Origin of the sequence: Absiella sp. AM09-50 (assembly GCF_003433845.1) — a bacterium.
GTDB lineage: Bacteria > Bacillota_I > Bacilli_A > Erysipelotrichales > Erysipelotrichaceae > Hoskinsella > Hoskinsella hominis.
The window spans coordinates 185,237-209,043 of record NZ_QVFI01000005.1; the positions used below are offsets into that span (position 1 = coordinate 185,237).

Consider the following 23,807-nt stretch of genomic DNA (forward strand, 5'->3'; position numbering starts at 1 on the left):
AAATCATGGCATTAAAAACAAAATTAAATACAAATGAAGAAGGCAATAATGGATTGGATGTATTGGATGATTTAGATGCAGTCTATGTGGATGGTTTAAAAAAGAATGGCTTAGATGAAGATTTTTTAGCGCAGTTTGCGGCAATCAGTAAAGAGCTGGAAGAAAAGAAAGAAGAAAACAAGTAGAAACAATTGAAAATAATGGCATATTTTGGTATAGTATAAAAAAGTCAAACTGATGACAAAGGAGAAGTAGACAGTTACTAAACAGCGATTTTCGATGATGGTGAAAGCGAAAAACGACTTGTTGAATGCACCTTTCAGGGATTTTTCGATAAAGTAGAAGAATACGTAATACGGCGTTAACGTGTAAAAGTGGAAAGCTTCTTTCAAGTAAAGTGGAACCGCGCGTTATGCGTCTTTACATTAAAGAGCTTTTTTTATTTCACAAGGAGGATATGGATATGAAACTATTTAACAGTATGGATCAAAAAATTGAAGATTTTAAACCAATGCAGGAAGGCAAGGTCAATATGTACGTATGTGGACCTACCGTATATAACTATCCACATATTGGAAATGCAAGACCAATTGTGGTATTTGATACATTAAAACGTACTTTTCAGGCTTTAGGCTATGATGTAAAGATGGTATCAAACTATACAGATGTGGATGATAAAATCATCAAGGTCGCTAAAGAATGTGGCGTTACAGAAAAAGAAATTACAGATAAATTTATTAAAGCATATAATCAAGACCGATTATCATTGCATGCAATGATGCCAGATGCAGCACCTAAAGTTACTGATACAATGGATGCGATTATTGCTTTTATCAAGCTGCTTGTTGAAAAAGGCAATGCCTATGAAGTAGATGGCGATGTTTATTTCCGTGTAAACAGTGTACCATCTTATGGAAACCTGTCCCACCAGCAAATCGATGATTTAATGGTAGGTGCCCGTATTGATGAAAACAGCAAAAAAGAAAATCCATTGGATTTTACTCTGTGGAAACGTACAGAGGAAGGAATTAAATGGGATTCACCATGGTCTGTAGGGCGTCCTGGATGGCATACAGAATGCGTTGTGATGATCAATCAGGAATTTGATGGAAATCTAATCGATATTCATGGTGGTGGTATGGATTTAAAATTCCCTCATCATGAAAATGAAATTGCACAAAGCCGTGCAGCATATGAAACACCAATCGCAAATTACTGGGTACACAATGGTATGGTAAATATTGATGGTGAAAAGATGAGTAAATCGTTAGGTAATGTCATCTGGGCGAAGGATATGATTGCGAAGATTGGAGGCAATGTACTTCGCTGGTTAATGCTGGGAACACATTATCGCAGTCCATTAAATATTAATGAAGAAGCAATTGAAGCTGCTAAGAAAGAATTAAACAAGGTACAAACTTCCTTGAAACAGGCATATGTGAAACTGGGCCTTTCGGATAAAGAAGTAGATGAAGCATATGATGAAGCACTTTATGCACCTTTTATGGATGCCATGCAGGATGATTTAAATACGCCAAATGCATTTGCGGCAGTATTTGAAGCGGTGAAGGTATTAAATCAGACAATTCGTCAACGTGATGTTGATTTTGAAAAACTTGCTTTACAAACACGTGCAATCGAAAAGATGATGGATGTATTAGGAATCGATATTCCAAGATTAACATTAACGCAGGAAGATAAAGAACTTCATCAAAAATGGAAAGCAGCAGTCAAAGAAAAAGATTTTGATACAGCAGATGGCTATCGTAAAGAATTGATGGAGCGAGGAATCCTTTAATGGATATTAAAGAATACAATGGAACATCACTTGCCTATATCGGCGATGCCGTGATGTCGCTGTATGTAAGAGAAATGTTATTAGAACTGGGCTATCAAAAGCCAAATGTCTTACAGAAAAAAAGTGTCGCATGGGTAAGCGCAAAGGCGCAGGCTGATTTTTTGATGAAATTAAAAGAGAAAAACTTCTTCACAGAAGAGGAATGGAATATCATACTGCGTGGCAGAAATACGAATATTTCCTCTCATGCGAAAAACGCCAGTGTACAGACCTACCGCTTATCCACAGGACTGGAAGCACTTTTTGGCTATTTGTATCTTACGAAACAAGAAACACGTCTAAACGAGCTTTGGCAGGCGATAAAAGAAATTGGAGAATAGGACTATGACACAATATGTATATGGAAAAAATGTTGTCAAACAACTGTTACAGGATGATAAAAAAATATATGAAATCATCATGGCAGAAGGCATTCGCGATACAGAATTAGTGGATGCTATCAAACAAAAAAAGATTCCATTAAAAACAATGGGTAAGAAAAAGATGGATACCATGCTGAGTGGCAATCATCAGGGAATTGCGGCTAAAATTGACGACTATAAAACATATGAATTAGAAGAAATATTAGAAAGTGTACCAAAAGGGAAGATGCCTTTATTGGTATTATTGGATGGCCTGGAAGATCCACATAATTTAGGCGCAATCTTAAGAACCTGTGATTGTGTCGGGGTGGATGGTGTAATTATTGGAAAACATCGCAATGTAAAATTAACACCAACGGTTGCGAAAGTAAGTACAGGGGCTATTGACACAGTAAAAGTCAGCATGGTAACCAATCTGACACAGACAATCAAGTATTTGAAAAAGCAGGGCTTCTGGATCGTAGGGGCAGACCTTGAAAATTCCAGAGATTATCGTGAAGGACAATATGATGTACCACTTGTTTTAATCATTGGCTCAGAAGGCTTTGGCATTAGTCCATTAGTTGCGAAGAATTGTGATTATTGTGTACGTCTTCCAATGGAAGGCAGCGTCACAAGTTTAAATGCCAGTGTTGCTTGTGGAATACTGCTGTATGAAATCCACAGTAAACGTCATCCGTTATAAAGTAAAGTGAGGTAAATAGATGCAGATAGAGGAACTCAATGACAACGAACTGATTTACATGATACGCCAGAGAAATGAAAAAGCATTTGCATTTCTGGTTAATAAATATCAAGTTGAAATAAGAAGATGGCTGCGTCATATTTTACGTACGTACCCAAGATATCAAGATCAGGAAGATTTTTATCAAATCGCCTTATTGAAGCTTCATGAATCAATTGACGACTACAAAGCTGATCAATCAAGTTTCCATAATTATTATTTCAAGGTTTTAAAACATACAACCGTGGATATGATTCGTTCAATGAACACCTATAGTCGAAGACAGGATAAGTATATGGTCAGTTTAGATATGCATATTCAGGAGGGTGAAACAAATTATCGATTGATGGATATGATTGTGGATGAAATACCTGCTGAAGAAGATGAACAGGAAGAACATATCAAAGAAAATGTGTTATATACACAAAAACGATTGAATCCATTAGAAGTTGATATCCTGAGCTTAAGAACGCTTGGTTATTCTTATGATCAGATTGCGGAAAAATTGAATATCCCTAAGAAAAAGGTGGATAATACCTTATGCAAGATACGAAAGCGAAAGAAAAGACGATACGTTGATTGACTATCGTCCCACTTTATGATAAAGTTAATAAGCACGAAAACGAGGTGTTTTTATGAGTGATAAAGTAATATTGACATGCACCGAATGCTTATCAAGGAATTATACAACAACAAAAAATAAAAAGACCCATACAGAACGTATCGAATTAAAGAAGTTCTGTCCAAAATGTGGAAAACACACGATTCACAAAGAAACGAAATAAGGAGTGATCTGAATGAAATGGTTTAGTATCAATGGTATCATGACAGAAGCAAAAAGAATCCGCTGGCCAAAGATGAAGGATTTGGCAAAAGACAGTATGACAGTAATTGTATTCACAGCAATTCTGGCACTTTTCTTTTTCTTATGTCAGCTTGTATCTTCAGGTTTCCTTTCATTAATCGGAATGTAATGCGAGGAGGATTTTATGGCACAGGAAATTAAAAAAGAATGGTATGTAGTTAATACGTATGCTGGACACGAAAATCGTGTAAAGGAAAATCTACAGCGACGTGTAGAAACGATGGGATTACAGGATTATCTGTTCCGTATCGTTGTAGCAGAAGAAAAAGAAATCGAATACAAAAATGGTAAAGAAGTTGAAAAGACAAATAATCTTTTCAGCGGTTATTTGTTTGTGGAAATGATCATGACAGATGAAGCATGGTACATTGTACGTAATACACCAGGTGTAACAGGATTTATCGGTTCAAGTGGTGGTGGAGCAAAACCATTCCCAGTTGCGGAAGAAGAAATGGAATCTATTTTACGCCGTTTAGGTATGAGTGAACGCAAGGTTCAGGTTGATTTTGAAGTTGGAGATCGTGTTCGCGTATTGAATGGTGCTTTTGCGAATGTAGAAGGTACAGTTGAAGCATTGGATGATGAAAATCAGACAGCAACAGTCTTAACAATTCTGTTTGGTAGAGAAACACCAACAGATTTAAGTTATGCTGATCTGGAAAAAATCGATTTATTGGAAGAATCTAAATAGATTCTTCTTTTTTTTGACATCTTTTGCATAAAATCCTTTATATACTGCATCATAGGGAGTGATGAACATGAAACAAAGGATCGGTTTGATCCTTGCATTAACAGGAGCTATTTTATTGCTTCAACCAGATCTGGATGTACAGATCATTCTTCAGGATATGACACAGCTTGCGATGATGTACTGGCCAATCGTATTAATTTTGATTGGATTACTTCTCATTACACCCAGAAAGAAGAAAAAACGAACATCACGTTAAATGTGTGAAAGTGTGTTAGATTGAGCAAACTTCTTTCGCAATGAAAAATGCTGTGTTATACTGTGATTAGATAAAGGAGGATACATATATGTCAACAATTACAAATGTACACGCTAGAGAGATTCTCGATTCTCGAGGAAATCCTACAATTGAAGTAGAAGTAACAACAGCAAGTGGTTTTATGGGCAGAGCGATGGTACCAAGTGGTGCCAGCACAGGAGAGCGTGAAGCCTTAGAATTACGCGATGGAGATAAATCAAGATTTTTAGGAAAAGGTGTTTTAAAAGCTGTAGAAAATGTGAATGATATTTTGGCAGATGTGGTGATTGGTTTAGATGTAAGAGATCAGGCAGCAATTGATCAGGCATTGATTGACGCAGATGGTACAAAGGATAAATCAAAATATGGTGCTAATGCCATCCTTGGTATTTCTTTGGCAGTTGCGCATGCTGCTGCAGAATATTATGATCTTCCATTATATCGCTACTTAGGCGGTATCAACGCAAAAACGCTTCCGGTACCAATGATGAATGTATTAAATGGTGGAAGTCATGCAGATTCTTCTGTAGATTTCCAGGAGTTTATGATTATGCCAGTTGGGGCATGCAGCGTGAAAGAAGCTATTCGTATGGGTGCAGAAACATTCCATGCGTTAAAGAAAGTATTAAAGAATAAAGGTCAGGTCACAGCGGTTGGAGATGAAGGTGGATTCGCTCCAAATCTGGAAGATAATGAAGCACCATTAAAATGTATCATGGAGGCAATTCAGGCAGCTGGATATGTACCTGGTGAACAAATCTGTATTGCGATGGATGTGGCAGCAAGTGAATTTTATAATACCGAAACCAAAATGTATGATTTAAATAAGTCAGGACAGGGTTCTAAGACAACAGATGAAATGATTGCATGGTATGATGAACTTGTGGAAAAATATCCAATCATCTCTATTGAAGATGGTTTAGGAGAACGTGATTGGGATGGCTGGAGAAAACTAAGTGAACATCTAGGTAAAAAGATTCAATTAGTTGGTGATGATTTATTTGTGACCAATCCTGCTATTTTACAGGAAGGTATTGATAAAGATATTGCTAATTCTATCTTGATCAAGGTTAATCAGATTGGCACATTGACAGAAACTTTTGATGCAATGGAGCTTGCGAAAAAACATGGATATACAGCCGTTGTTTCACATCGAAGCGGTGAAACAGAAGATACAACCATTGCGGATATCGCAGTAGCATTCAATGCAGGGCAAATCAAAACAGGTTCTATGTCAAGAACAGATCGTATTGCGAAATACAATCAATTGATCCGTATTGAAGAAGAACTAGGTGATGTAGCTGTATTCCCAGGAAAATCTGCATTCTACAATATTTATAAACATTAGTATCCATAAGACTGAACAGAAATTATGCTCAGTCTTTTTTTGTATGCTTTTTTTACAGAATAACGGAATTATTTGAAAAAAAATCCCTATTATTCTGAAAATCATGTATAAGATAGTTAAACATATATATGACAATTGGGTAAGATTGGTGAGCGTATGAAAAATGGAGAACAGGATAGGCAGGCATTAGCAGTTACATGTGGAAATGTAATCGTATTACTACCAATTCAAATGGTAAAAAAAGTTTATGCCATGGAGCAGGTAAAGGGAAAAAATGAAAATCAGTATCTACTTGAGGGAGTAGAATATTCTGGTTATTTTTTGTATGAATTATTGAAACAGGATAAAGAAATGGTGAATTATGCAATATTAATTCAATGTGATGATTGGGACTATATCTTGTTTGTCGCAAAAGTGTTAAATGTTATATTGTTGGACGAACCATGTACATTACCTTTTTACATGCAGCGTCCACCTTTTTCTTATATAGAAACCTGTTATCCATTGGATACACAAAAAATCGGATATCAATTAGATCTTGATGAACTGCTTCATCAGCATCAAATCATAGATAGGGAGGCTGTATATGGAAAATAAACAAAAACGAATGGATGCCTTAACAAAATTCTATTTGCCGTGTGCAGCGGATACACAAATGGATCGCTATCTGAAAAATGGTGCAGGAGATGGCGTGGATACGGCATTATTGATAGAAATTGATTATAAACAATTCATGAGTGAGGAAGAACTTGACAACAGTATGATGGTCGCAGAGGCTGCTTATTCTTTAACGAAGATTTTCGACAAAACAGATTTATTTGTAAGAGTAGGGCCAGCTGCGTTTTTTGTTTATGCAGTAGGATATCTTAATGAAGAAGATATGGAGCGTAAATTAAAACAGCTGATCAAGCAATATCATCAACTGAATTGTGAACATGCCGAACATATGCAAAAACATATGCATGTAGGAGTTTATCATGTGCAAAAGGAAACGGGATTTATGGAATTGCTGCATAAAGCTAGTACATGTTATGAAGAAGCATTACATACCCATGTATTATTCTGTATGGACACGGATCAACCATACCCATTGAATTTCCCAAAGCCATTTGCGACATCGAAAATCAATACCAAACTGGCAGACATGGAATTTGCGGCAGAAATCATGTATGAGATGTATGATGGAAAAGATATGATTGAAACGATTCCACTTATTTTGAGAAAAATATGTGCCTATTTCCATACACAGTATATCTATGAAATAGAACGGGAAGATGATGCATATAAAGTGTTATATGAATGTCGTCCGGAAAGTATGCTGGTGGAAAATGAAAATTTAAATACGTTGCCGCTGTTTGTCGGGGACAATTATCAAAATTGTTTTATGTATGAAGACATATTAGCATGTAATCAGTTATCGGATATGTTTCATTATGATTCCTTTGTTGCACTACGGGAGAAGATACGTGGCGCAAGATCATTGATGCAGGGAAAACTGCAGGAAAACAGAGCATTCATTGGTTATATCTGCATGATTGACTGTGAAAAGGAACGGATATGGACAAGTCAGGAAATTGCGACTTTCTTTCTATTGATTAAAATCATAAATACTGCGATTCTACAGATGCGTATGCTGCGTCAGCATCATCAAAAATCCAGTCAGGATACCTTAACAAAAGCATGGAATTTGAAGAAGTTCTATCAAAAAGCTGTAGAAAACATGAGCGTGGGAAATCAGAAAAAATATGCATTGATCACCATGGATATCAAAAACTTTAAATATATCAATTCGGAATATGGATATGCTTATGGCGATAGAATTCTGGTCGCAATTGTGGAAATCTTGAATCTGTATATGGAAGATGAGGAATGCTTCGCAAGAATTGATGCGGATATCTTTATTTTATTGTTAAATTATGAAGATATAGAGAAATTGAAACAACGCTTAAATTTATTAATCAAAAAAATCGAACGTTATAATATACGCTATGATCTTATTACGAATATCAGCTGTATGCTGGGTATTTATCTAATCAACGATATCACCATGGATATTGCACAGATGATTGATTATGCCAATACCGCAAGAAAATCAATTAAAGATTCTCATGAAAGCTGTATTGCATTTTATAATGGAAAACTGGAAGAAAAATTTATCAGAGAACACCGCTTATCTTCCATTATGCGTCAGTCTTTGAAAAATCATGAATTCATTGTATTTTATCAGCCTAAAGTCAATATCTATACAAATCAATGTGTGGGAGTTGAGGCATTGGTCCGTTGGAGAAGGCAGGATGGCAATATGATCTATCCTTCTGAATTTATTCCATTGTTTGAAAAGAACCATTTCATTATTGATTTAGATATGTATGTATTAGAACAGGTTTGTATACAGATCAATACATGGATCAAACAAGGGAAAAAACCATTGCCGGTATCTGTCAATATTTCCAGAGTAGATTTAAAAAACAATGATATCGTTAAACAGATTGTAGAAATATGCGATACCTATCAGATCAATCGCAGTCTGATCGAATTAGAAATTACAGAAAGTGCTTTCCTTGAGAATGAAAGCATTGCGATAGAGCGTTCTAAAGAGTTGAAAGCAGAAGGCTTCTTGTTATCTATCGATGATTTTGGTACTGGTTTTTCTTCTTTAAGCTTATTAAAGGATTTGCCAATGGATGTATTAAAGCTGGATCATACCTTCTTTCAGACACAGATGAATAAACGAGAAAAAATTATTCTAACCAATATTATCCGTATGGCAAAGCAGCTGGATATGACAATTGTTTCAGAAGGAATTGAAACAAGACAACATGTAGCTTTCCTAAAAACCATCGGTTGTGAAATTGCACAGGGATTTTATTATGCTCGCCCAAATGAAATCAATCAGCTTGATTTATGGGGAAACTTTGAAGGAGAAGATGTATCATGAGTGAACATTTGTATATCGCATGTCATCTGGGAGAAAAAATTATTGCAGTTCCAGGAGAACAAATCGTAGAAGTCATACCGGCATGTGAGATTACACCACTACCTATTGCGATTCCTCATGTAAAAGGCGTACTTCAACGAAACAACAAAGCAGTATTGATTTTGGATGAATCCCTACCATTTTTTGGGGAAAGCAGAGAAGCATTAAAATATTTTATGATTTTATCATTGGGTAATGATGAAATCGGTATTGGTGCACATCGTATTGAAAGAGAAATTGCTGTTAGTGATCATACATGGGTACATCAGCCTGATGAGGTATTTGAGTTTTCATGTAATATAAAGGGACATAGGATTTATCGTTTAGACATTAAAGCATGGGGAGGTGATGGTGTTGGTTAAAATCAGGGATGATGAGTTTCAATATTTATGTGAATTATTGTATCAGTCTTATGGATTGAATATGCGTAAAAAACGCGTGTTGATTGAGTATCGTCTTATGAATATTCTGCAAAAGTATCAGGTCAATAGTTTTCAGGAGTATTTTTCATTATTACGTACAGATAAAAGTGGAAAGATGAAAGAAGAAATGTTAAACAAGTTAACAACCAATTATTCTTTCTTTATGCGAGAACCTCAGCATTTTGAATTTATCAAAAAAGAAATATTACCCAAACTCTGTGTGAGTAAGCCATTTTCTGTTTGGATCGCAGGATGCTCTTATGGACAGGAATGCTATACCCTGGCGATGATTTTAGAAGAATTACGTTTGAGTGGAATGGTACTTCCCCCTATCAATATCTATGCGACAGATATCAACACCGTTGCTTTAGAACAGGCAAAGACAGGGATTTATCCTAAAGAAGCTATTGCGAATCTACCAGAGTTATGGAGAAAAAGGTTTTGTCGCTCATTAAGCGATGGAACGATTCAGTTAAAAGAATGTATCAGAAAGCAGGTAACATTTGAATATCATAATATTATGGAGCCTTATGATAAACGAAAGTTTCATCTGATCATGTGCAGAAATGTATTGATTTATTTTGATGAACGTTCACGAAACAAGATTTATCAACGCTTTTATAACAGCCTGCAGCCAAAAGGATTTTTGATTTTGGGAATGGCAGAAATGATCCTACAGAATCATGTATTATTTAAGTACCATGGAGCTTCTATTTATCAGGTAAAGGAGAGCGTACATGGTGAATGATATTCATGTTCTGCTTTATCAAAAAAATCATGGAAAAGAAAATCTTTTATTTGATATTTTATCGCAGGAAAAGGGCATTATGGTACATAGAATCACAGTATTATCTAGTTTAAATCGTTATCAAAAATTATATTCCAGCTTATGTGTTATATATGATGGGGAAATATTAACATCATGGGATATCATCGAAATAAATAAAATAAAAAATGCAGAGCTGCCTGTGCTGGTGCTGATTAGACAAGTCAATAAAACGGTATATGCACATGAACTACAGGATTTACAGGTTATCTATAAGCCAGAACATGAAACTGTATCCTTTATCCGTTCTTTGATTGTGAAAATCAAGTTTCTAAGCATGCCGGCAAAACAAAACGTATTAGAAGATTTACATAGTACCCATATCATTGTGATTGGTGCTTCTACCGGAGGACCAAGAGCAATTGAAACAATATTAAAAGTATTTCGGACACAAAGTTATGGGGTAATCATTGTACAGCATATGAATGATGAAAATTTACAGGGATTTGCGGACTATTTAAATAAACAATGTTCGTCGCATGTGGTAGGTGCCAGAGAAAATGAGCTGGTAAAAAATGGTGTTGTATATATCGCAAAAGAAAAACGCCACCTTACGATACAACGGCAAAAAGATGGATTTCATTTACATTATACCAATAGTCAGAAGATAAATTGTGTATGTCCATCTATTGATGTATTATTTGAATCTGTCGCAAAAGAAGCAGGATGCCTTGCTTGTGGTGTCTTATTGACTGGTATGGGAGAAGATGGGGCAGCAGGATTAAAGGCAATGAAGGATAAAGGTGCATTTACCATCATACAGGATAAGGACAGCTGTGATGTATATGGTATGCCGAAAGTTGCGAAAGCAATGCAGGCGCATTGTATAGAGCTGCCATTACAACAGATTGGTTCATTTTTGAATGGACTGGATGGTCGTTTTAAAAGAAAAAATAAGGAGATCGCAAATGAAAGAGAAAATTATGGTCGTAGATGATGCTTTATTTATGAGAAAACTGATTAGCGGCATGCTGAAGAAGCATGATTATGAGGATATCATATTTGCAAAGGATAGTGTAGAAGCATTAACACAATATCAGGCGCATCATCCTGATGTTGTCTTATTGGATATCACACTTCCCAATGAATCAGGAATCACAGTATTAAATGAAATATTAAAGCTGGACGAAAATGCGAAAATCATCATGTGTTCAGCGATGGGACAGGAAAAAGTAATTGCGGATGCTTTACGTAAAGGAGCCAAAGATTTTATTGTGAAACCATTTCAGGAGGAACGACTCATCCGTACCATTGCTTCTATTACAGAACAATGAAAGCATATAAAGAAAACATCATACAGGATATTGTAGGAGAACTTGGAAATGTTGGGATTGGCTCTGCCGCAACCTCCCTGTCCTCATTACTGGGCAGACAGATTTTAACCACAACTTCTCAGGTCAATATCATTGATGAACAGACATTTATCCAGTGGAAAGATGCATACGAACAGACGATTGGTATCCTTTTTCCACTTGAAAAAGAATTAAATGGCTTTGCGTTGTTTTTGATGGATGAAAAAAATATTCGTGAGGATATCGCTTCTATTCATGGAATCGATGAACAATCAGAAAATGATGAAGTATTGGAAGTATTAATGGAAATAAGTAGTATTTTGATATCGTCATATCTTTCGGCGGTAGCATCCTATTCCAATCTGCATTTGAAGATTCGACAGCCGGCTATTTCAAGGGATATGAAAGAATCTATAATCAACGAAGCATTATCCAATATGCTGATGCTGGATGATGAGGCCATTTATTTAATACACAGTTTAAAAATATCACATACATACGATTTAATTCTTATGCTTTCTAGAAAAAGCATCTTACAGGTACTTACGTATTTGGAGGTGAGGGAATGAAAGAGATAATTGCACATCCGGCAGAACTGATCATTGCGAAAGATGATGAAGTGATCACATCCTATGCACTGGGAAGTGGAATGGGTATCTGTATCTATGATACGATGAAGCATATTGCTGGCTTTATACAAAGCCTTCTGCCAAAAGCCAGGCAACAAAATGACAATGATTTAAAGTATATTGATACCGCTTTTAAACAACTTTATGAGCTGATGCTGAAGGAAGGCTGCCAGCATGAACATCTGGTAGTGAAACTGGTAGGTGGTGCAACACTGTTTCAGTTTCCTGATGAAGTTGTAGCAGACATTGGCCGCGCCAATACCAAAAGTGCTTATCACATGCTGGAAGAACTCAAACTGCCGCTTGCCGGAGAAGATGTTGGTGACAGATATGGAAGAACATTACATTTTCAAGTGGAAGATGGTCTGGTTCATATCATGACGAAAAATAAATACTTATATACTATTTAAGGAAGGAAAACGTGAAATGAACAAATTAAAAAATATGAAAATTACAAAAAAACTACTAATATCCTTTATTGTGATTGTGATATTATATCTGGCAACAGTGTTTACTGCACTTTATGGTGTGCGTAAGATTACCGGCAACTTTGATGAATTCTATAACAAATCTTATCAGATTGTGAAAGAGTCTATGGATTTTCGCTTAAATCAATACATTGTCGCAAGAGATATGCTGCTTATTGTAAATGAAAAAAATACAGAAACAACAGCGGAAGAATTAAAAGAAGCCAAAACCAGTATGGCAATCGTTGATCAGGCAATGGAAAATCTGATGAAATTAAATGGTGAAAATGACATGATGTCAGAATTAAAACAGTTGCATGGAGAACTGGTAATTCCAAGAGAGAAAGTCATGACCCTTTTAGAAAATGAAAAATATGATGATGCGATGAAAGTTTATCAAAATGATTACAGTCCTAAGGCAGTAGAAGCAAGAAGCTTTTTGAGAGATCTGGAAACAGAAACCAAAAAGGCCGCAGATGCTTATTATTTATCAAGTAATCAAAGCGCATCTGTCATGTTGATCAGCCTTGTGGTATTAAGTATCGTGACCCTGCTTTTAACATCAGCTTTATGGTTTATTATCGCAAGAAGTATCACAAAACCAATACAAACTTTGAAAAAAGCTGCAAAAGATCTATCAAATGGAAATTTACATACAAAACTGGAATATCATTCACAGGATGAATTAGGATCCCTTGCGGACAGCATGCGGGAAACGATTACAACATTAAGCGTCTATGTTAATGAAATAGAAAAAACGATGCTGATGATTGGAAAAGGTAAGCTGAATTATCAGGCTGGAGTGGAATTTAAAGGTGATTTTATCACACTAAGCGAATCTTTGAACCAGATATCCTCTTTATTGAGTAAATCTATGTTACAAATTGCCAATAGTGCTGAACAGGTATCCGGTGGTGCCCAGCAGATATCAAATGGTGCCCAGATGCTATCTCAGGGAGCAAGTGAACAGGCTGGTTCTATTGAAGAACTTGCGACAAGTATCAATGAAATATCTGAAAATGTAAAAAATAATGCAGATGATACCGTAGCAGCAAGTGAACTAGCAGATGTCGTAGAAAATGAAATCGTTGCCAGCAGTCAACAGATGGATCGTGTTACAGAAGCAATCGAAGAAATAAAACAAAACTCCATGGATATCACAGGTATTGTAAAAGATATTGAAGATATCGCATTCCAAACCAATTTATTGTCATTGAATGCAGCAGTAGAAGCCGCAAGAGCAGGCGATGCAGGTCGTGGCTTTAGTGTTGTTGCATCAGAAATTAGAAAATTAGCAACCAAGACGACGGAAGCCAGCAAGACAACTGCAGAACTGATTAAGAAATCAACAACTTCCGTTGAAGAAGGAAGCACCCTGATATCCTCCGCAGAGCAATCAATGAAGCATGTTGTGGAAGGAGCACGTGAAGTCGCAAATAAAATTGAACGTATTTCACAATCCAATATCCAGCAGGCAAACTTTATTATTCAGATTCGCCAAAGTATTGGCATGATTTCAGATATCGTACAGGGAAATTCTGCGACATCAGAAGAAAGTGCCGCAGCCAGTGAAGAATTAGCAGCACAGGCACAGCTGTTAAGAGAGCTGGTAAATAAATTTGAACTTCGAGATGAGGAAGGACTAAATGTATGAACAAAACCATATTAATTGTCGATGATGCAGTATTTATGCGTATGAAGCTAAAAAAGATCATAGAAGCATCTGGTTATCAGATCATAGAAGCAAAAGATGGATTACAGGCATTTGAATTATTCAAAGAACATAAGCCGAATCTGGTCATTATGGATATCTCCATGCCAGAAATGGATGGATTGACTTCTTTACGTTATATGATGGAGCATGATAACAGTATTCCTGTAATCATGTGTTCTGCCATCGGTCAGGAATCAAAAATATTAGAAGCAGGAAGACTTGGCGCTAAAGATTTTATCGTCAAACCATTTAAAGATAAAGAAATAGAAGAAGTATTAAACTGTTTTCTTGAAGAAAATGGGAGGTAGACGGCATGCTGCAATCATATTCTGATTTAGATGAAGAAAAAAGAGATATGTTAAAAGAGCTGGGGAATATTGGTACCGGAAATGCAATCACCTCCTTATCGCAGATGATTGATCAGCCTTTAGAAATGGAGATTCCCAAAGTATGTATCGTACCATTTCAAAAAGTACCGGATATGCTAGGGGGAGCGGAAACGATACAGGTTGGTATTTTATTAGAAGTATCAGGGGATTTAAGTGGTACATTTATGTTTCTTTTGAATGAAGAATTCGCTAAGACAATCATTGAAAAGCTTGTGGACGCCAAAGTAGAAGATATTTTTGAGTTAGATGAACTTAGTAAATCTGCTATCAGTGAAATAGGAAATATTATGTGTTGTTCCTATATCAACGCATTATCATTACTGCTTCATGTGGATATTCACGTATCTTTACCAGCAGTATGCTGTGATATGGCAGGTGCAATCTTAAGTGTACCAATGATTAAATTTGCACACTTGGGAGATGAGCTTTTGTTTATTGAAAATCGTTTCCAGCTGGATGATGTTCCTGTTGTCAGTCATATCCTGTTCTTCCCGGATTTTGAATCCCTGAATTTTATGTTTCAAACCTTAGGATCATTGTATGAGTAATCTTTTTACTGTAGGTATTGGAGATGCCTGCATCATAAAAATGCCTGATGTACTTGTGACCTACGCATTGGGCTCCTGTGTGGGGGTATGTCTTTACGATTTTCGTAATCATATTGCAGGAATGGTTCATATTCTTTTGCCATCACGACATGATATACAAAACAGTAACGAATACAAATTTGCGGACAGTGGAATTTCAAAGCTGCTGGAGCAGATGCTTCAACAAGGTGCAAATAAAAAAAGTATTGTTGCGAAAATTGCAGGCGGGGCAGAAATGTTTTCTACTTATGGACTACAAAGTAGTGGAATCGGACTTAAAAATGTGGAAGCTGTCATCAAAGTATTAAAAACTGCAGGCATACCAATTGTGGCACAGGATACAGGTAAAAACTTTGGACGTTCGATTTGGTTTAAAGCTAAAGATGGCTCCTTAGAAGTAAAAACAGTAAATCATGGTACGTATGTAATATAAAAGAAAGGAAGGTTGAGGCTGAAATGAAAAAACCGAAACTTTTAATAGTTGATGATAGTGCATATATCTGTGCACAGATAAAAAAGATATTCGAAAATGAAAATATAAGCCTTGAAGTTGCGAATAACGGCATAGAAGCTCTGGAAAAAGTCTGTTCATTTCAACCTGATTTAATCCTTTTGGATGTTGTACTTCCTGATATTGAAGGCTATGATCTATATCAAAAAATAAAAGAAATAGATAAAAATTATGCTGCTATTATTTTTCTGACGTCAAGAGCTCAGGAAAGTGATGTAGTAAAAGGATTTTCCTTAGGTGCATGTGATTATATCAATAAACCTTTTCATAATGAAATATTGAAATCCAGGATCAAGGTGCATTTAAAAGAAAAACAGCAAAATGATGATTTAAGGAAACTGAATGAAGAAATGGAAGCGAATATGCGAAAATTAAATTCCATGGCTTTTCGTGATTCCTTAACCGGTTTATTCAACCGTCGCTATGTATCCGAACGCTTAAAAAGTGAATTATTAAGCAGCAGATGCCAGATTGGCATGATGATGTGTGATGTTGATGATTTTAAACATATCAATGATTATTATGGACATGAAATCGGGGATATCGTCTTGATTGGTATTGCAAATATTCTGGAGAGTGCTGCGGATGATATGAGTGTGATACGCTGGGGTGGAGAAGAATTTTTGATATTCTTGTTTGGTAAATCAAAAGAGGAAATCTATCAGATCAGCGAACATATACGCAAAAGCATTGAAGCATTTCCTTTCAGCAGCGAGGGGATTCGTTTCAAATGCACCATATCTATTGGTCTGGCACTTTATGAACCATCCCTTCACTTTGACGATAACTTAAAACATGCGGATGAAGCGTTATATACTGGAAAACGCAGTGGAAAGAACTGCTCCATCTGGTATGATGGCATTTATAAATGAAAGCAGGAAAATGAGCTATGACGATATTTGATGATGACCAGAAATCAATGCTGGATGTATATTTATATGAAACAAACCAATTATTTGAACAATTGGATAAAATACTAATTGAATCGGAAAAGCAAGAAACAATCAATAAAGAAGACATTCATTCCATATTTCGTATTATGCATACCACCAAAAGCTCATCATCCATGATGGGATTAGATGGTATTGCGGAGTTGATGCATATTGTTGAAGATGCATTTGTAGTGTTAAGAGATGATGAATCAAAATTAGCTTATTGTAAAAGTGAACTGTTTGAATTATTATATGATGTATCTGATTTTATGCATGGGGAACTAGAGCATATGAAACTTGATAACTATATGCCAGCAAGTCCTGAGGAATTGATTCATACTTCCAGAACCATTCAGAAAAAATTAATGAAGGAACCAAATGAAGTAAAACAGGAAGTCCTGCCCAAACCATCCCAACCAGATACAAGGATAAATGAACAGGATGTATTCATACGATTGCGTTATGAAAAAGAATCCAGTATGGAAAATATCCGTGCTTATATGATCATATCACAGATCATACCTTATTGTGAAAAGCTGGAAAGTATTCCACAAAAACTGGAAAATAATCCGGATGCGGCAAAATTTATTAAAGAATTTGGATTTTTTATACGTTTTCAATCTACAAATCGCAAGAAAGTATTAGAAATGCTGCATCGTGCATTGTTTGTAGAGTCCTGTAAAATTATTCAGCGTGATGAATTTATGGCGATGCTGAATCAAAAAAATAAGAATGATGAAGATAATGTATTATCAAAAGATAAACGAAATGAAGAAATATCATCATCTGTTATTCCCGTACAGGTAAAAAAACTGGATAAAATGCAGAATTTATTAGGAGAACTGATGGTTGCGGAATCTGTGATGATGACAAGACTGGAACAGGATAACGATCGTGAATTATCATTCATGTTTGAACGAAGCTTTCATAAAGCCTTTATGGAGCTTGAAGAAATTGTGATGAGTGCTAGATTGATACCGATATCAACGATCGTTCCAAAACTAAATCGTGTGATTCGTGATATATCGCACAAAGAAGATAAAAAGGTGACTTTCGTTGTTAAAGGGGAAGATATAGAAATAGATAAAGAGATTGTTGATCATTTATTTGACCCTTTGATGCATTTATTAAGAAATGCGATTGATCATGGGATTGAACCACCTGAAGAGCGTGTAAGAATTAATAAGCCATTACAAGGTGTTATTAAACTGACAGTAGAAAATAACAATGGAGAAATCACAATTCATGTTGAAGATGATGGACGTGGACTGGATGTAGAAAAAATTAGAAATACGGCAAAAGAAAAAGGCCTGATAAAAGAGGATCAGGAATACAGCGAGCAGGAGATCTTATCTATGATCATGATGCCTGGATTTTCAACCAAAAAGCAGGCAAATGAGATATCTGGGCGTGGAGTAGGCATGGATGTTGTAAAAAACATGGTGGATCAGTTTCGAGGAAATGTCAGTTTATCCACCCGTCTGCATCATGGTACCAGAATTACCATGCATTTGCCGTTAACCTTGACGATTGTGGAAAGCATGCTGTTTATGGTTGGGGAACATAAGTTTTCTATTCCATCTTACAATATTCTGCGTTATTTTCCATATGATATAGATGATGGAACTGTGCAGGAAGATGAAAATTCTGCGACTTTCTTCTATAATGGAAAAGCGATCCCTTTGATAGATTTAAATGAATTTTTCGGGATAAAAAAAGCTGCACCAGCCACAAAAAAGATTATTATCTATATTCATTCTTCTCAAAGAGAGGCTTGTATCGTCATGGATAAAATTATTGGATATCAACATATTGTAGATAAACCATTACCATCCATCATCAATATTGATTTTAAAAAAGCAACGGGTATTTCGGGTTGTAGTCTTTTAGGTGATGGAAGTATCTGTATGTCCTTGAATATTGAATATCTGCTGGATCGTTGTTTAGGAAAGGAAGTGGGTGTTTATGAGTGATCTTCTATGCTTTTCTGCATTCAACCGCTTATATGGCATACCGCTAGATTATGTCATTGAAACCTTTGAGGAACAGAAAGTAACGCCAGTTCCATGTTTACATTATGCATTTACTGGACTATGCAGTCACAATGGTATGATTTATCCTGTGATTTCCTTCTCTCATCTTTGTGAAAGAGAAATTCCATTAACAAGAAAATGTATGATACTTGTAGAACTGGAACAGGATCAATTTATCTTACAGATGAATGATGTTCCTACAGTGATTTATGAAGATGAGATAACCGTCAGAACCAAATATCAGAAAAATGACCGGCTGTTAAAGGTTGATGAGTTATGCCAAAGTAAATATGGTATCGTTTATGTTGTGGATATTAAAAATATTATTCATGACTTAAGCAGGGAACTTCTAGATGACAGATATGTGCAGGACTAATTTTTTAAAGTTTACTTTTGAGATAAAAATGATTGTAATTCTGCTAGAACTCTGTTATAATGAATAAGCAATATCGTAAGAAAGGAGGATTATTATGGGCATTTTAGATATTTTGTTAATGATTTCAGCGGTCGTACTAATAATACTCTCCTTATTACAGAGTGGAAAATCAGATGGTCTTAGTGGTGCCTTTACTGGTGGTGAAGGGCTAAACCTGTTCGCTAACGTAAAGGAACGTGGCGCAGAAAAAGTAATGTCTAATGTGACATTGGTGACAGGTATCATCTTCTTCGCTTTGGTATTAATCATTCGTATTATGAAATAAAGACCGTATATGGTCTTTTTTATTTACTATACTAATATAAAGAAAGGAGGTATGATCGATGGATATACGTCAAATCATACTGGACATCGTGCAGAGTCAAAAATATAAAGGAATGGATGCATCACATCTATCCAGAGAATTAAAAATGGAAGATGCAGCTTCCTTTACAAAACTGATGAAATGCTTAAATGAATTAGAAGCTGAACATGTCCTTGCAAGAGATCAGCGTGAACGTTATTTCACAAGTGAACATTTAGGGTATGTAACAGGGACTCTGCGTATTAATCCGAAAGGCTTTGGATTTGTGGAAACCGGAGAGGAAAGCTTTTATATCGCAAGAGAAGCACTTCATTTAGGTATGGATCAGGATAAAGTATACGCAAAGACCTGGAATAATTATGATGGAAGTGTAGAAGGCGAAGTCATTGAGGTTTTAGAACATAATACCAAGACTTTGGTAGGTGTTGTAAAAATTCGTGAGAGTGGTGAGAAATATTTTCTGCCAGATACAGAAATGCTGAATCGTCGTATAAAAATTACAAACTTTCAGGATTTCCGGGTTGTGCATGATTCAAAAGTATTGGTGGCAATTGACAGCTATGGTCAAACAATTAAAGCCCATATCGAACGGGTAATCGGATATAAATATGATCCAGGTGTAGATATTTTATCTATTCTTTTAGATCATGATGTCGTACCAGAATTTAGTGAAGCAGTCATGCAGGAAGTTAAAAGTATTCCTGAAGAAATTGATCAGGAAGAAAAGAAAAACCGAGAAGATCTGACTTCTTTATTGACCATTACCATTGATGGCGATGATGCAAAGGATCTGGATGATGCTGTTTCAGTAGAGAAAATTGAAGGTGGATATCGATTAGGAGTACATATCGCAGATGTATCACATTATGTGAAGGAAGGCAGTGCGATAGATAAAGAGGCATATCATCGTGGTACCAGCGTCTATGTTGTGGATCGGGTTGTACCAATGCTTCCCCATGCATTATGTAATGGCATTTGTTCATTAAATCCAAGAGTAGAGCGTTTGGCAATGACGTGTATGATGGATATTGATAAAAAAGGCAATGTCATGAATTATCGGATTTTCCCTTCTGTGATTAAAACCACAGAGCGAATGACATACCGCAAGGTTAATGACATACTGGCAGGCGATGAAACTGCGCAAAAGGAATATCCGCATTTATTGAAAATGTGCATGCATATGAAAGTTCTTTCTGATATCATCCGCAAACGCAGAGAAGGACTTGGTGCCATTGATTTCGATACAAAAGAAGCAAAAATCATTGTAAATGAAAAAGGCAAACCAACAGATATTATATTACGTGAAAGAGGGCAGGCAGAGCGCATCATAGAGGACTTTATGATTGCGGCGAATGAATGTGTTGCTACACATGTAAAATGGCTGGAAACGCCTTCTATGTATCGTATACATGAAGCACCAGAACCTAAAAAGGTGCGCGAATTCGCAAGAATTGCCAAGACACTGGGATATACGTTCCAGGGTGGAATACAGTCTGTTTATCCCGCGCAGTTTTCTAACTTATTGAAAGAAGCGAAAGGACAGGAGAACTATTCTGTTTTGAGTAGTTTTATGTTGCGTAGCATGCAGAAGGCAAGATATGATAACCGCTGCTTGGGACATTTTGGGCTTGCATTAAAGGAATATTTACACTTTACTTCCCCAATTCGACGTTATCCAGATCTTGTTGTACACCGTATGTTAAAAAAATATGTCTTTACACAATGTGAAAATCCAGATAAAATGAAAAAGGATGAAGCATGGTGTGAAGATGCCGCAAATCAGGCAAGTGTTCGTGAACGAATCGCTGTAGATACTGAGCGTGAAGTTGATGATATGAAAAAAGCGGAATATATGGAAAAATATATCGGCTGCACTTATGATGGTATTATCAGTGGTATTACAAAATTTGGAGTATTTGTAGAATTGGATAATACTGTAGAAGGTCTTGTTCATATTTCTACCTTGATTGATGATTATTATCATTATGATGACAATATGAAAGCATTGATTGGTGAGCATACAGCTAATATTTATCGTATGGGTCAGAAAGTGCGTGTGAAATGTGTTGGCGCAAACCGCTTTAAACGTGAGATAGATTTTGAGATTTTAACAAAAAAGAACAAAAAGAAGAAAAATGATATAAAAGAGCTGCCTAAACAAAGAATACGTAAAAAGAATCGCGCATAAAGTAGTAAAGGAGGTCGTTGTTTCTTATGAGAAAAGTGATTACATATAATCGAAAAGCCAGTCATGATTATTTTCTGGAGGAGCGTTTTGAAGCTGGACTTGTTCTACAAGGTACAGAAATCAAAGCAATTCGTAAAGGTCATGCGCAGTTGAAGGATGCTTATATCAGTTTTAAGGATGGAGAAGCATACATCAAAATGATGCATGTACCGCCTTATGAATTCGGTAATCGTTTTAATCATGATGAAACGCGTGATCGTAAACTGCTTTTGCATAAAAGTGAAATACAGAAGCTGACACAGAAAGTGAAACTGAAAGGTTATACGGTTGTACCAACTTCTTTATATCTTGAAAAAGGTATGGCTAAGCTTGAGATTGCTCTTGCGAAAGGGAAAGATCTTCATGACAAGCGTAATGCGGAAAAAGAAAAAGACGCAAAACGTGAAATTGAAAAAGCTTTGAAAAATCATTATTAACGTTGTTGTAGTTTACTGCATTTTGTGGTAAACTACAACTGTTCCTAAAACCGGGGGTGTACTGGTTTCGACAGGGATATGTATGGTATGAACTGCAGTCGAGTGGTTACGTTATAACCAAAATAAATTTAACTGGAAAAACTAAATTAGCTAACATCTTTGGTGGAAACCAGAGAGTTGCTTTCGCTGCTTAATAACCGACATAGGTTCGCAGCCGCTGCCAATGCATTGACCTTTGGTGCTTGGATGTGCGCTTAAGATACGAAGGTTAAGGAAGCTGTCTTTCGCCTGAGAGTTGTTTCACGAAAATTTATCAGGCACATTCAATGGGAGTTGTTCATGATTACCTGTTGAATATATGACATGAACTAAACTGTAGACGTTCATACGTGGTGCTGTTTCTGGACGCGGGTTCAATTCCCGCCACCTCCACCAAATAAAAGTGCCAGGACGGATGTCATCGTAAAAAAGCCGATAAATAAAGGCTTATTCGATGATTTGTCCGTCTTTTTTATTTGTCGCATCACCGTGGATGTCATCTATATTTTCTGAAAAACAAGCTGTTTTTGGACACGTATCTACAAAGAATAGTGCCAACTTGGATGTCATTATGAAAAATATTTGGTAGATTGATTATTGAGGAGATACGTATACCGTGATATGATGAATACACATATGAGTGCAGTGAAAATATACATATTTAAAATTATGGAGGTTATGATAAATGGATGAAACCACCGTAAATGAAAGAAATGCAAAGGACTTTACAGGAAAAGTATAAAGATAAATGGGAAGGAATCTCTCCAGAAGTTGGTAAGAACAAATTACTTTGGATGGTAGGAGAAATTGGCGAAGTAATAGATATTGTAAAAAAACATGGAGGTTTAAAAGCAAGCAATAGTAAAGATGTAAGAAAAGAATTAATTGAAGAATTGTCTGATGTTTTAATGTACTATAATGATATTTTATTATGCTATGATATATCTTCAGAAGAGTTAAAATCCGCTTATGTTGAAAAGTTTGAAAAAAATATGAAGCGCTGGTAAAATCCTGATGTACAGTGTTAGATGTAAATATCTTATGCCATAAATGTAAATAAGGTGTCAAATGTTAAAGCATTAAAAGGAGCGAGAAAGGTAATTCATGCGAACGTAGGTGTTAGCTTTTCCTCACATGCGCATGCAGAATAAATAATACACATAGCATACAACGTTAAAAAGCCGATAACTAAAGGGTTTTTGGCATCATACAGGTAGCATACAAACGCATATAAAAAGTAAATATTTTTCCGTAAAAACACGATTTTTCTGTGAAAAGTCGTAAAAAAGTCGTGAGAATGGCCAGTTATCATTAAATGTAATTGGTCATTTTTTACTATATGAAAGAAGATACTTAACAAATGAAAAAACTTGAAGAGTTACGAAAAATTATATATGTGTTTTTGACTATCTTTTTATATCTTCTTAAATGTCCGCAAAGCC

General features: G+C 35.9%; 29 protein-coding genes and 1 other RNA gene. All 30 read left to right on the forward strand.

Annotation, left to right across the window (positions count from 1 at the left end; all coding sequences use genetic code 11):
* Nucleotides 1–5: 5 nt before the first annotated feature.
* The 30 genes from DW114_RS06915 to DW114_RS07060 all read left to right on the forward strand — a co-directional run bounded on the left by DW114_RS06915 (nt 6) and on the right by DW114_RS07060 (nt 23,372).
* A complete protein-coding gene (locus DW114_RS06915) occupies nt 6–185 on the forward strand; it encodes a hypothetical protein (protein WP_117453042.1) in 180 nt (59 codons plus the stop codon).
* A 278-nt stretch (nt 186–463) separates the two neighbouring features.
* Nucleotides 464–1,798, forward strand: coding sequence for a cysteine--tRNA ligase (gene cysS / locus DW114_RS06920; RefSeq protein WP_117453043.1), 1,335 nt, complete (start codon nt 464–466; stop codon nt 1,796–1,798).
* On the forward strand, nt 1,798–2,178 hold the full coding sequence (locus tag DW114_RS06925; protein ID WP_117453044.1) for a Mini-ribonuclease 3: 381 nt from the start codon (nt 1,798–1,800) through the stop codon (nt 2,176–2,178). The genes cysS and DW114_RS06925 overlap by 1 nt, the downstream gene beginning before the upstream one ends.
* A 4-nt stretch (nt 2,179–2,182) precedes the next feature.
* Nucleotides 2,183–2,905 (forward strand): 23S rRNA (guanosine(2251)-2'-O)-methyltransferase RlmB, encoded by a 723-nt coding sequence (gene rlmB / locus DW114_RS06930; protein ID WP_117453045.1) that lies wholly within the window; start codon nt 2,183–2,185, stop codon nt 2,903–2,905.
* Between the two features lie 19 nt (nt 2,906–2,924).
* On the forward strand, nt 2,925–3,527 hold the full coding sequence (locus DW114_RS06935) for an RNA polymerase sigma factor (RefSeq protein ID WP_117453046.1): 603 nt from the start codon (nt 2,925–2,927) through the stop codon (nt 3,525–3,527).
* A gap of 52 nt (nt 3,528–3,579) precedes the next feature.
* Nucleotides 3,580–3,729: a 50S ribosomal protein L33 gene (gene rpmG / locus DW114_RS06940; RefSeq protein ID WP_117453047.1), complete on the forward strand. Its 150-nt coding sequence runs from the start codon at nt 3,580–3,582 to the stop codon at nt 3,727–3,729.
* Between the two features lie 12 nt (nt 3,730–3,741).
* Complete coding sequence (gene secE, locus DW114_RS06945) at nt 3,742–3,918, forward strand: preprotein translocase subunit SecE (protein WP_117453048.1); 177 nt, start codon at nt 3,742–3,744, stop codon at nt 3,916–3,918.
* Between the two features lie 15 nt (nt 3,919–3,933).
* The gene (nusG, locus tag DW114_RS06950; RefSeq protein ID WP_117453049.1) at nt 3,934–4,500 is read left to right on the forward strand and encodes a transcription termination/antitermination protein NusG; all 567 of its coding nucleotides are present in this window, start codon (nt 3,934–3,936) and stop codon (nt 4,498–4,500) included.
* A 67-nt stretch (nt 4,501–4,567) separates the two neighbouring features.
* The gene (locus DW114_RS06955; RefSeq protein ID WP_117453050.1) at nt 4,568–4,756 is read left to right on the forward strand and encodes a hypothetical protein; all 189 of its coding nucleotides are present in this window, start codon (nt 4,568–4,570) and stop codon (nt 4,754–4,756) included.
* Between the two features lie 88 nt (nt 4,757–4,844).
* The gene (gene eno, locus DW114_RS06960) at nt 4,845–6,143 is read left to right on the forward strand and encodes a phosphopyruvate hydratase (protein ID WP_117453051.1); all 1,299 of its coding nucleotides are present in this window, start codon (nt 4,845–4,847) and stop codon (nt 6,141–6,143) included.
* A gap of 156 nt (nt 6,144–6,299) precedes the next feature.
* Nucleotides 6,300–6,740 carry a hypothetical protein gene (locus tag DW114_RS06965; RefSeq protein WP_117453052.1) on the forward strand — a complete coding sequence of 147 codons (441 nt, stop codon included), beginning with the start codon at nt 6,300–6,302 and terminating at the stop codon, nt 6,738–6,740.
* Entirely contained in the window at nt 6,730–9,081 is a 2,352-nt protein-coding gene (locus DW114_RS06970; RefSeq protein WP_117453053.1) for a putative bifunctional diguanylate cyclase/phosphodiesterase, read from the forward strand. Before DW114_RS06965 ends, DW114_RS06970 begins: the two co-directional genes overlap by 11 nt.
* Nucleotides 9,078–9,482, forward strand: coding sequence for a chemotaxis protein CheW (locus DW114_RS06975; protein ID WP_117453054.1), 405 nt, complete (start codon nt 9,078–9,080; stop codon nt 9,480–9,482). Before DW114_RS06970 ends, DW114_RS06975 begins: the two co-directional genes overlap by 4 nt.
* Nucleotides 9,475–10,290, forward strand: a complete 816-nt coding sequence (locus DW114_RS06980) for a CheR family methyltransferase (protein ID WP_158552342.1) — start codon at nt 9,475–9,477, stop codon at nt 10,288–10,290. The genes DW114_RS06975 and DW114_RS06980 overlap by 8 nt, the downstream gene beginning before the upstream one ends.
* Entirely contained in the window at nt 10,280–11,305 is a 1,026-nt protein-coding gene (locus tag DW114_RS06985) for a CheB methylesterase domain-containing protein (RefSeq protein ID WP_117453056.1), read from the forward strand. The genes DW114_RS06980 and DW114_RS06985 overlap by 11 nt, the downstream gene beginning before the upstream one ends.
* On the forward strand, nt 11,277–11,642 hold the full coding sequence (locus DW114_RS06990; RefSeq protein ID WP_117453057.1) for a response regulator: 366 nt from the start codon (nt 11,277–11,279) through the stop codon (nt 11,640–11,642). Before DW114_RS06985 ends, DW114_RS06990 begins: the two co-directional genes overlap by 29 nt.
* Nucleotides 11,639–12,229, forward strand: coding sequence for a chemotaxis protein CheC (locus tag DW114_RS06995; RefSeq protein ID WP_117453058.1), 591 nt, complete (start codon nt 11,639–11,641; stop codon nt 12,227–12,229). Before DW114_RS06990 ends, DW114_RS06995 begins: the two co-directional genes overlap by 4 nt.
* The gene (locus tag DW114_RS07000; RefSeq protein WP_117453059.1) at nt 12,226–12,699 is read left to right on the forward strand and encodes a chemotaxis protein CheD; all 474 of its coding nucleotides are present in this window, start codon (nt 12,226–12,228) and stop codon (nt 12,697–12,699) included. The genes DW114_RS06995 and DW114_RS07000 overlap by 4 nt, the downstream gene beginning before the upstream one ends.
* A 16-nt stretch (nt 12,700–12,715) precedes the next feature.
* Nucleotides 12,716–14,410 carry a methyl-accepting chemotaxis protein gene (locus DW114_RS07005; RefSeq protein ID WP_117453060.1) on the forward strand — a complete coding sequence of 565 codons (1,695 nt, stop codon included), beginning with the start codon at nt 12,716–12,718 and terminating at the stop codon, nt 14,408–14,410.
* Nucleotides 14,407–14,778 carry a response regulator gene (locus tag DW114_RS07010; protein ID WP_117453061.1) on the forward strand — a complete coding sequence of 124 codons (372 nt, stop codon included), beginning with the start codon at nt 14,407–14,409 and terminating at the stop codon, nt 14,776–14,778. The genes DW114_RS07005 and DW114_RS07010 overlap by 4 nt, the downstream gene beginning before the upstream one ends.
* A 5-nt stretch (nt 14,779–14,783) precedes the next feature.
* Nucleotides 14,784–15,407, forward strand: coding sequence for a chemotaxis protein CheC (locus tag DW114_RS07015; protein ID WP_117453062.1), 624 nt, complete (start codon nt 14,784–14,786; stop codon nt 15,405–15,407).
* Nucleotides 15,400–15,879, forward strand: a complete 480-nt coding sequence (locus DW114_RS07020; protein ID WP_117453063.1) for a chemotaxis protein CheD — start codon at nt 15,400–15,402, stop codon at nt 15,877–15,879. The genes DW114_RS07015 and DW114_RS07020 overlap by 8 nt, the downstream gene beginning before the upstream one ends.
* Nucleotides 15,880–15,902: 23 nt before the next feature.
* Entirely contained in the window at nt 15,903–16,829 is a 927-nt protein-coding gene (locus DW114_RS07025) for a diguanylate cyclase domain-containing protein (protein ID WP_117453064.1), read from the forward strand.
* Nucleotides 16,830–16,846: 17 nt separating this feature from the next.
* On the forward strand, nt 16,847–18,862 hold the full coding sequence (locus tag DW114_RS07030; RefSeq protein WP_117453065.1) for a chemotaxis protein CheA: 2,016 nt from the start codon (nt 16,847–16,849) through the stop codon (nt 18,860–18,862).
* Complete coding sequence (locus tag DW114_RS07035; RefSeq protein ID WP_117453066.1) at nt 18,855–19,298, forward strand: chemotaxis protein CheW; 444 nt, start codon at nt 18,855–18,857, stop codon at nt 19,296–19,298. The genes DW114_RS07030 and DW114_RS07035 overlap by 8 nt, the downstream gene beginning before the upstream one ends.
* Nucleotides 19,299–19,392: 94 nt before the next feature.
* A complete protein-coding gene (gene secG, locus DW114_RS07040; RefSeq protein ID WP_117453067.1) occupies nt 19,393–19,623 on the forward strand; it encodes a preprotein translocase subunit SecG in 231 nt (76 codons plus the stop codon).
* Between the two features lie 58 nt (nt 19,624–19,681).
* Nucleotides 19,682–21,850 (forward strand): ribonuclease R, encoded by a 2,169-nt coding sequence (gene rnr, locus DW114_RS07045; protein ID WP_117453068.1) that lies wholly within the window; start codon nt 19,682–19,684, stop codon nt 21,848–21,850.
* A 26-nt stretch (nt 21,851–21,876) separates the two neighbouring features.
* Entirely contained in the window at nt 21,877–22,326 is a 450-nt protein-coding gene (gene smpB, locus DW114_RS07050; RefSeq protein ID WP_178695168.1) for an SsrA-binding protein SmpB, read from the forward strand.
* A 52-nt stretch (nt 22,327–22,378) separates the two neighbouring features.
* Nucleotides 22,379–22,761: a transfer-messenger RNA gene (ssrA, locus tag DW114_RS07055) on the forward strand.
* 308 nt (nt 22,762–23,069) lie between these two features.
* Nucleotides 23,070–23,372, forward strand: coding sequence for a MazG nucleotide pyrophosphohydrolase domain-containing protein (locus tag DW114_RS07060; protein ID WP_117453070.1), 303 nt, complete (start codon nt 23,070–23,072; stop codon nt 23,370–23,372).
* Nucleotides 23,373–23,807: the final 435 nt, after the last annotated feature.

Excerpts from the sequence above, each read along its gene's own strand:
- DW114_RS06995 (WP_117453058.1), top strand. The coding sequence starts at position 11,639 with ATGAAAGCATATAAAGAAAACATCATACAGGATATTGTAGGAGAACTT.
- DW114_RS06935 (WP_117453046.1), top strand. The coding sequence starts at position 2,925 with ATGCAGATAGAGGAACTCAATGACAACGAACTGATTTACATGATACGC.
- DW114_RS06990 (WP_117453057.1), top strand. The coding sequence starts at position 11,277 with ATGAAAGAGAAAATTATGGTCGTAGATGATGCTTTATTTATGAGAAAA.
- DW114_RS06955 (WP_117453050.1), top strand. The coding sequence starts at position 4,568 with ATGAAACAAAGGATCGGTTTGATCCTTGCATTAACAGGAGCTATTTTA.
- nusG (WP_117453049.1), top strand. The coding sequence starts at position 3,934 with ATGGCACAGGAAATTAAAAAAGAATGGTATGTAGTTAATACGTATGCT.
- DW114_RS07010 (WP_117453061.1), top strand. The coding sequence starts at position 14,407 with ATGAACAAAACCATATTAATTGTCGATGATGCAGTATTTATGCGTATG.
- DW114_RS06915 (WP_117453042.1), top strand. The coding sequence starts at position 6 with ATGGCATTAAAAACAAAATTAAATACAAATGAAGAAGGCAATAATGGA.
- DW114_RS06925 (WP_117453044.1), top strand. The coding sequence starts at position 1,798 with ATGGATATTAAAGAATACAATGGAACATCACTTGCCTATATCGGCGAT.
- DW114_RS07005 (WP_117453060.1), top strand. The coding sequence starts at position 12,716 with ATGAACAAATTAAAAAATATGAAAATTACAAAAAAACTACTAATATCC.
- DW114_RS07015 (WP_117453062.1), top strand. The coding sequence starts at position 14,784 with ATGCTGCAATCATATTCTGATTTAGATGAAGAAAAAAGAGATATGTTA.
- smpB (WP_178695168.1), top strand. The coding sequence starts at position 21,877 with ATGAGAAAAGTGATTACATATAATCGAAAAGCCAGTCATGATTATTTT.
- DW114_RS07030 (WP_117453065.1), top strand. The coding sequence starts at position 16,847 with ATGACGATATTTGATGATGACCAGAAATCAATGCTGGATGTATATTTA.
- rnr (WP_117453068.1), top strand. The coding sequence starts at position 19,682 with ATGGATATACGTCAAATCATACTGGACATCGTGCAGAGTCAAAAATAT.
- secE (WP_117453048.1), top strand. The coding sequence starts at position 3,742 with ATGAAATGGTTTAGTATCAATGGTATCATGACAGAAGCAAAAAGAATC.
- rpmG (WP_117453047.1), top strand. The coding sequence starts at position 3,580 with ATGAGTGATAAAGTAATATTGACATGCACCGAATGCTTATCAAGGAAT.
- DW114_RS06985 (WP_117453056.1), top strand. The coding sequence starts at position 10,280 with ATGGTGAATGATATTCATGTTCTGCTTTATCAAAAAAATCATGGAAAA.
- rlmB (WP_117453045.1), top strand. The coding sequence starts at position 2,183 with ATGACACAATATGTATATGGAAAAAATGTTGTCAAACAACTGTTACAG.
- DW114_RS06965 (WP_117453052.1), top strand. The coding sequence starts at position 6,300 with ATGAAAAATGGAGAACAGGATAGGCAGGCATTAGCAGTTACATGTGGA.
- DW114_RS07020 (WP_117453063.1), top strand. The coding sequence starts at position 15,400 with ATGAGTAATCTTTTTACTGTAGGTATTGGAGATGCCTGCATCATAAAA.
- eno (WP_117453051.1), top strand. The coding sequence starts at position 4,845 with ATGTCAACAATTACAAATGTACACGCTAGAGAGATTCTCGATTCTCGA.
- DW114_RS06975 (WP_117453054.1), top strand. The coding sequence starts at position 9,078 with ATGAGTGAACATTTGTATATCGCATGTCATCTGGGAGAAAAAATTATT.
- DW114_RS06970 (WP_117453053.1), top strand. The coding sequence starts at position 6,730 with ATGGAAAATAAACAAAAACGAATGGATGCCTTAACAAAATTCTATTTG.
- cysS (WP_117453043.1), top strand. The coding sequence starts at position 464 with ATGAAACTATTTAACAGTATGGATCAAAAAATTGAAGATTTTAAACCA.
- DW114_RS07025 (WP_117453064.1), top strand. The coding sequence starts at position 15,903 with ATGAAAAAACCGAAACTTTTAATAGTTGATGATAGTGCATATATCTGT.
- DW114_RS07000 (WP_117453059.1), top strand. The coding sequence starts at position 12,226 with ATGAAAGAGATAATTGCACATCCGGCAGAACTGATCATTGCGAAAGAT.
- secG (WP_117453067.1), top strand. The coding sequence starts at position 19,393 with ATGGGCATTTTAGATATTTTGTTAATGATTTCAGCGGTCGTACTAATA.
- DW114_RS07035 (WP_117453066.1), top strand. The coding sequence starts at position 18,855 with ATGAGTGATCTTCTATGCTTTTCTGCATTCAACCGCTTATATGGCATA.
- DW114_RS07060 (WP_117453070.1), top strand. The coding sequence starts at position 23,070 with ATGAAAGAAATGCAAAGGACTTTACAGGAAAAGTATAAAGATAAATGG.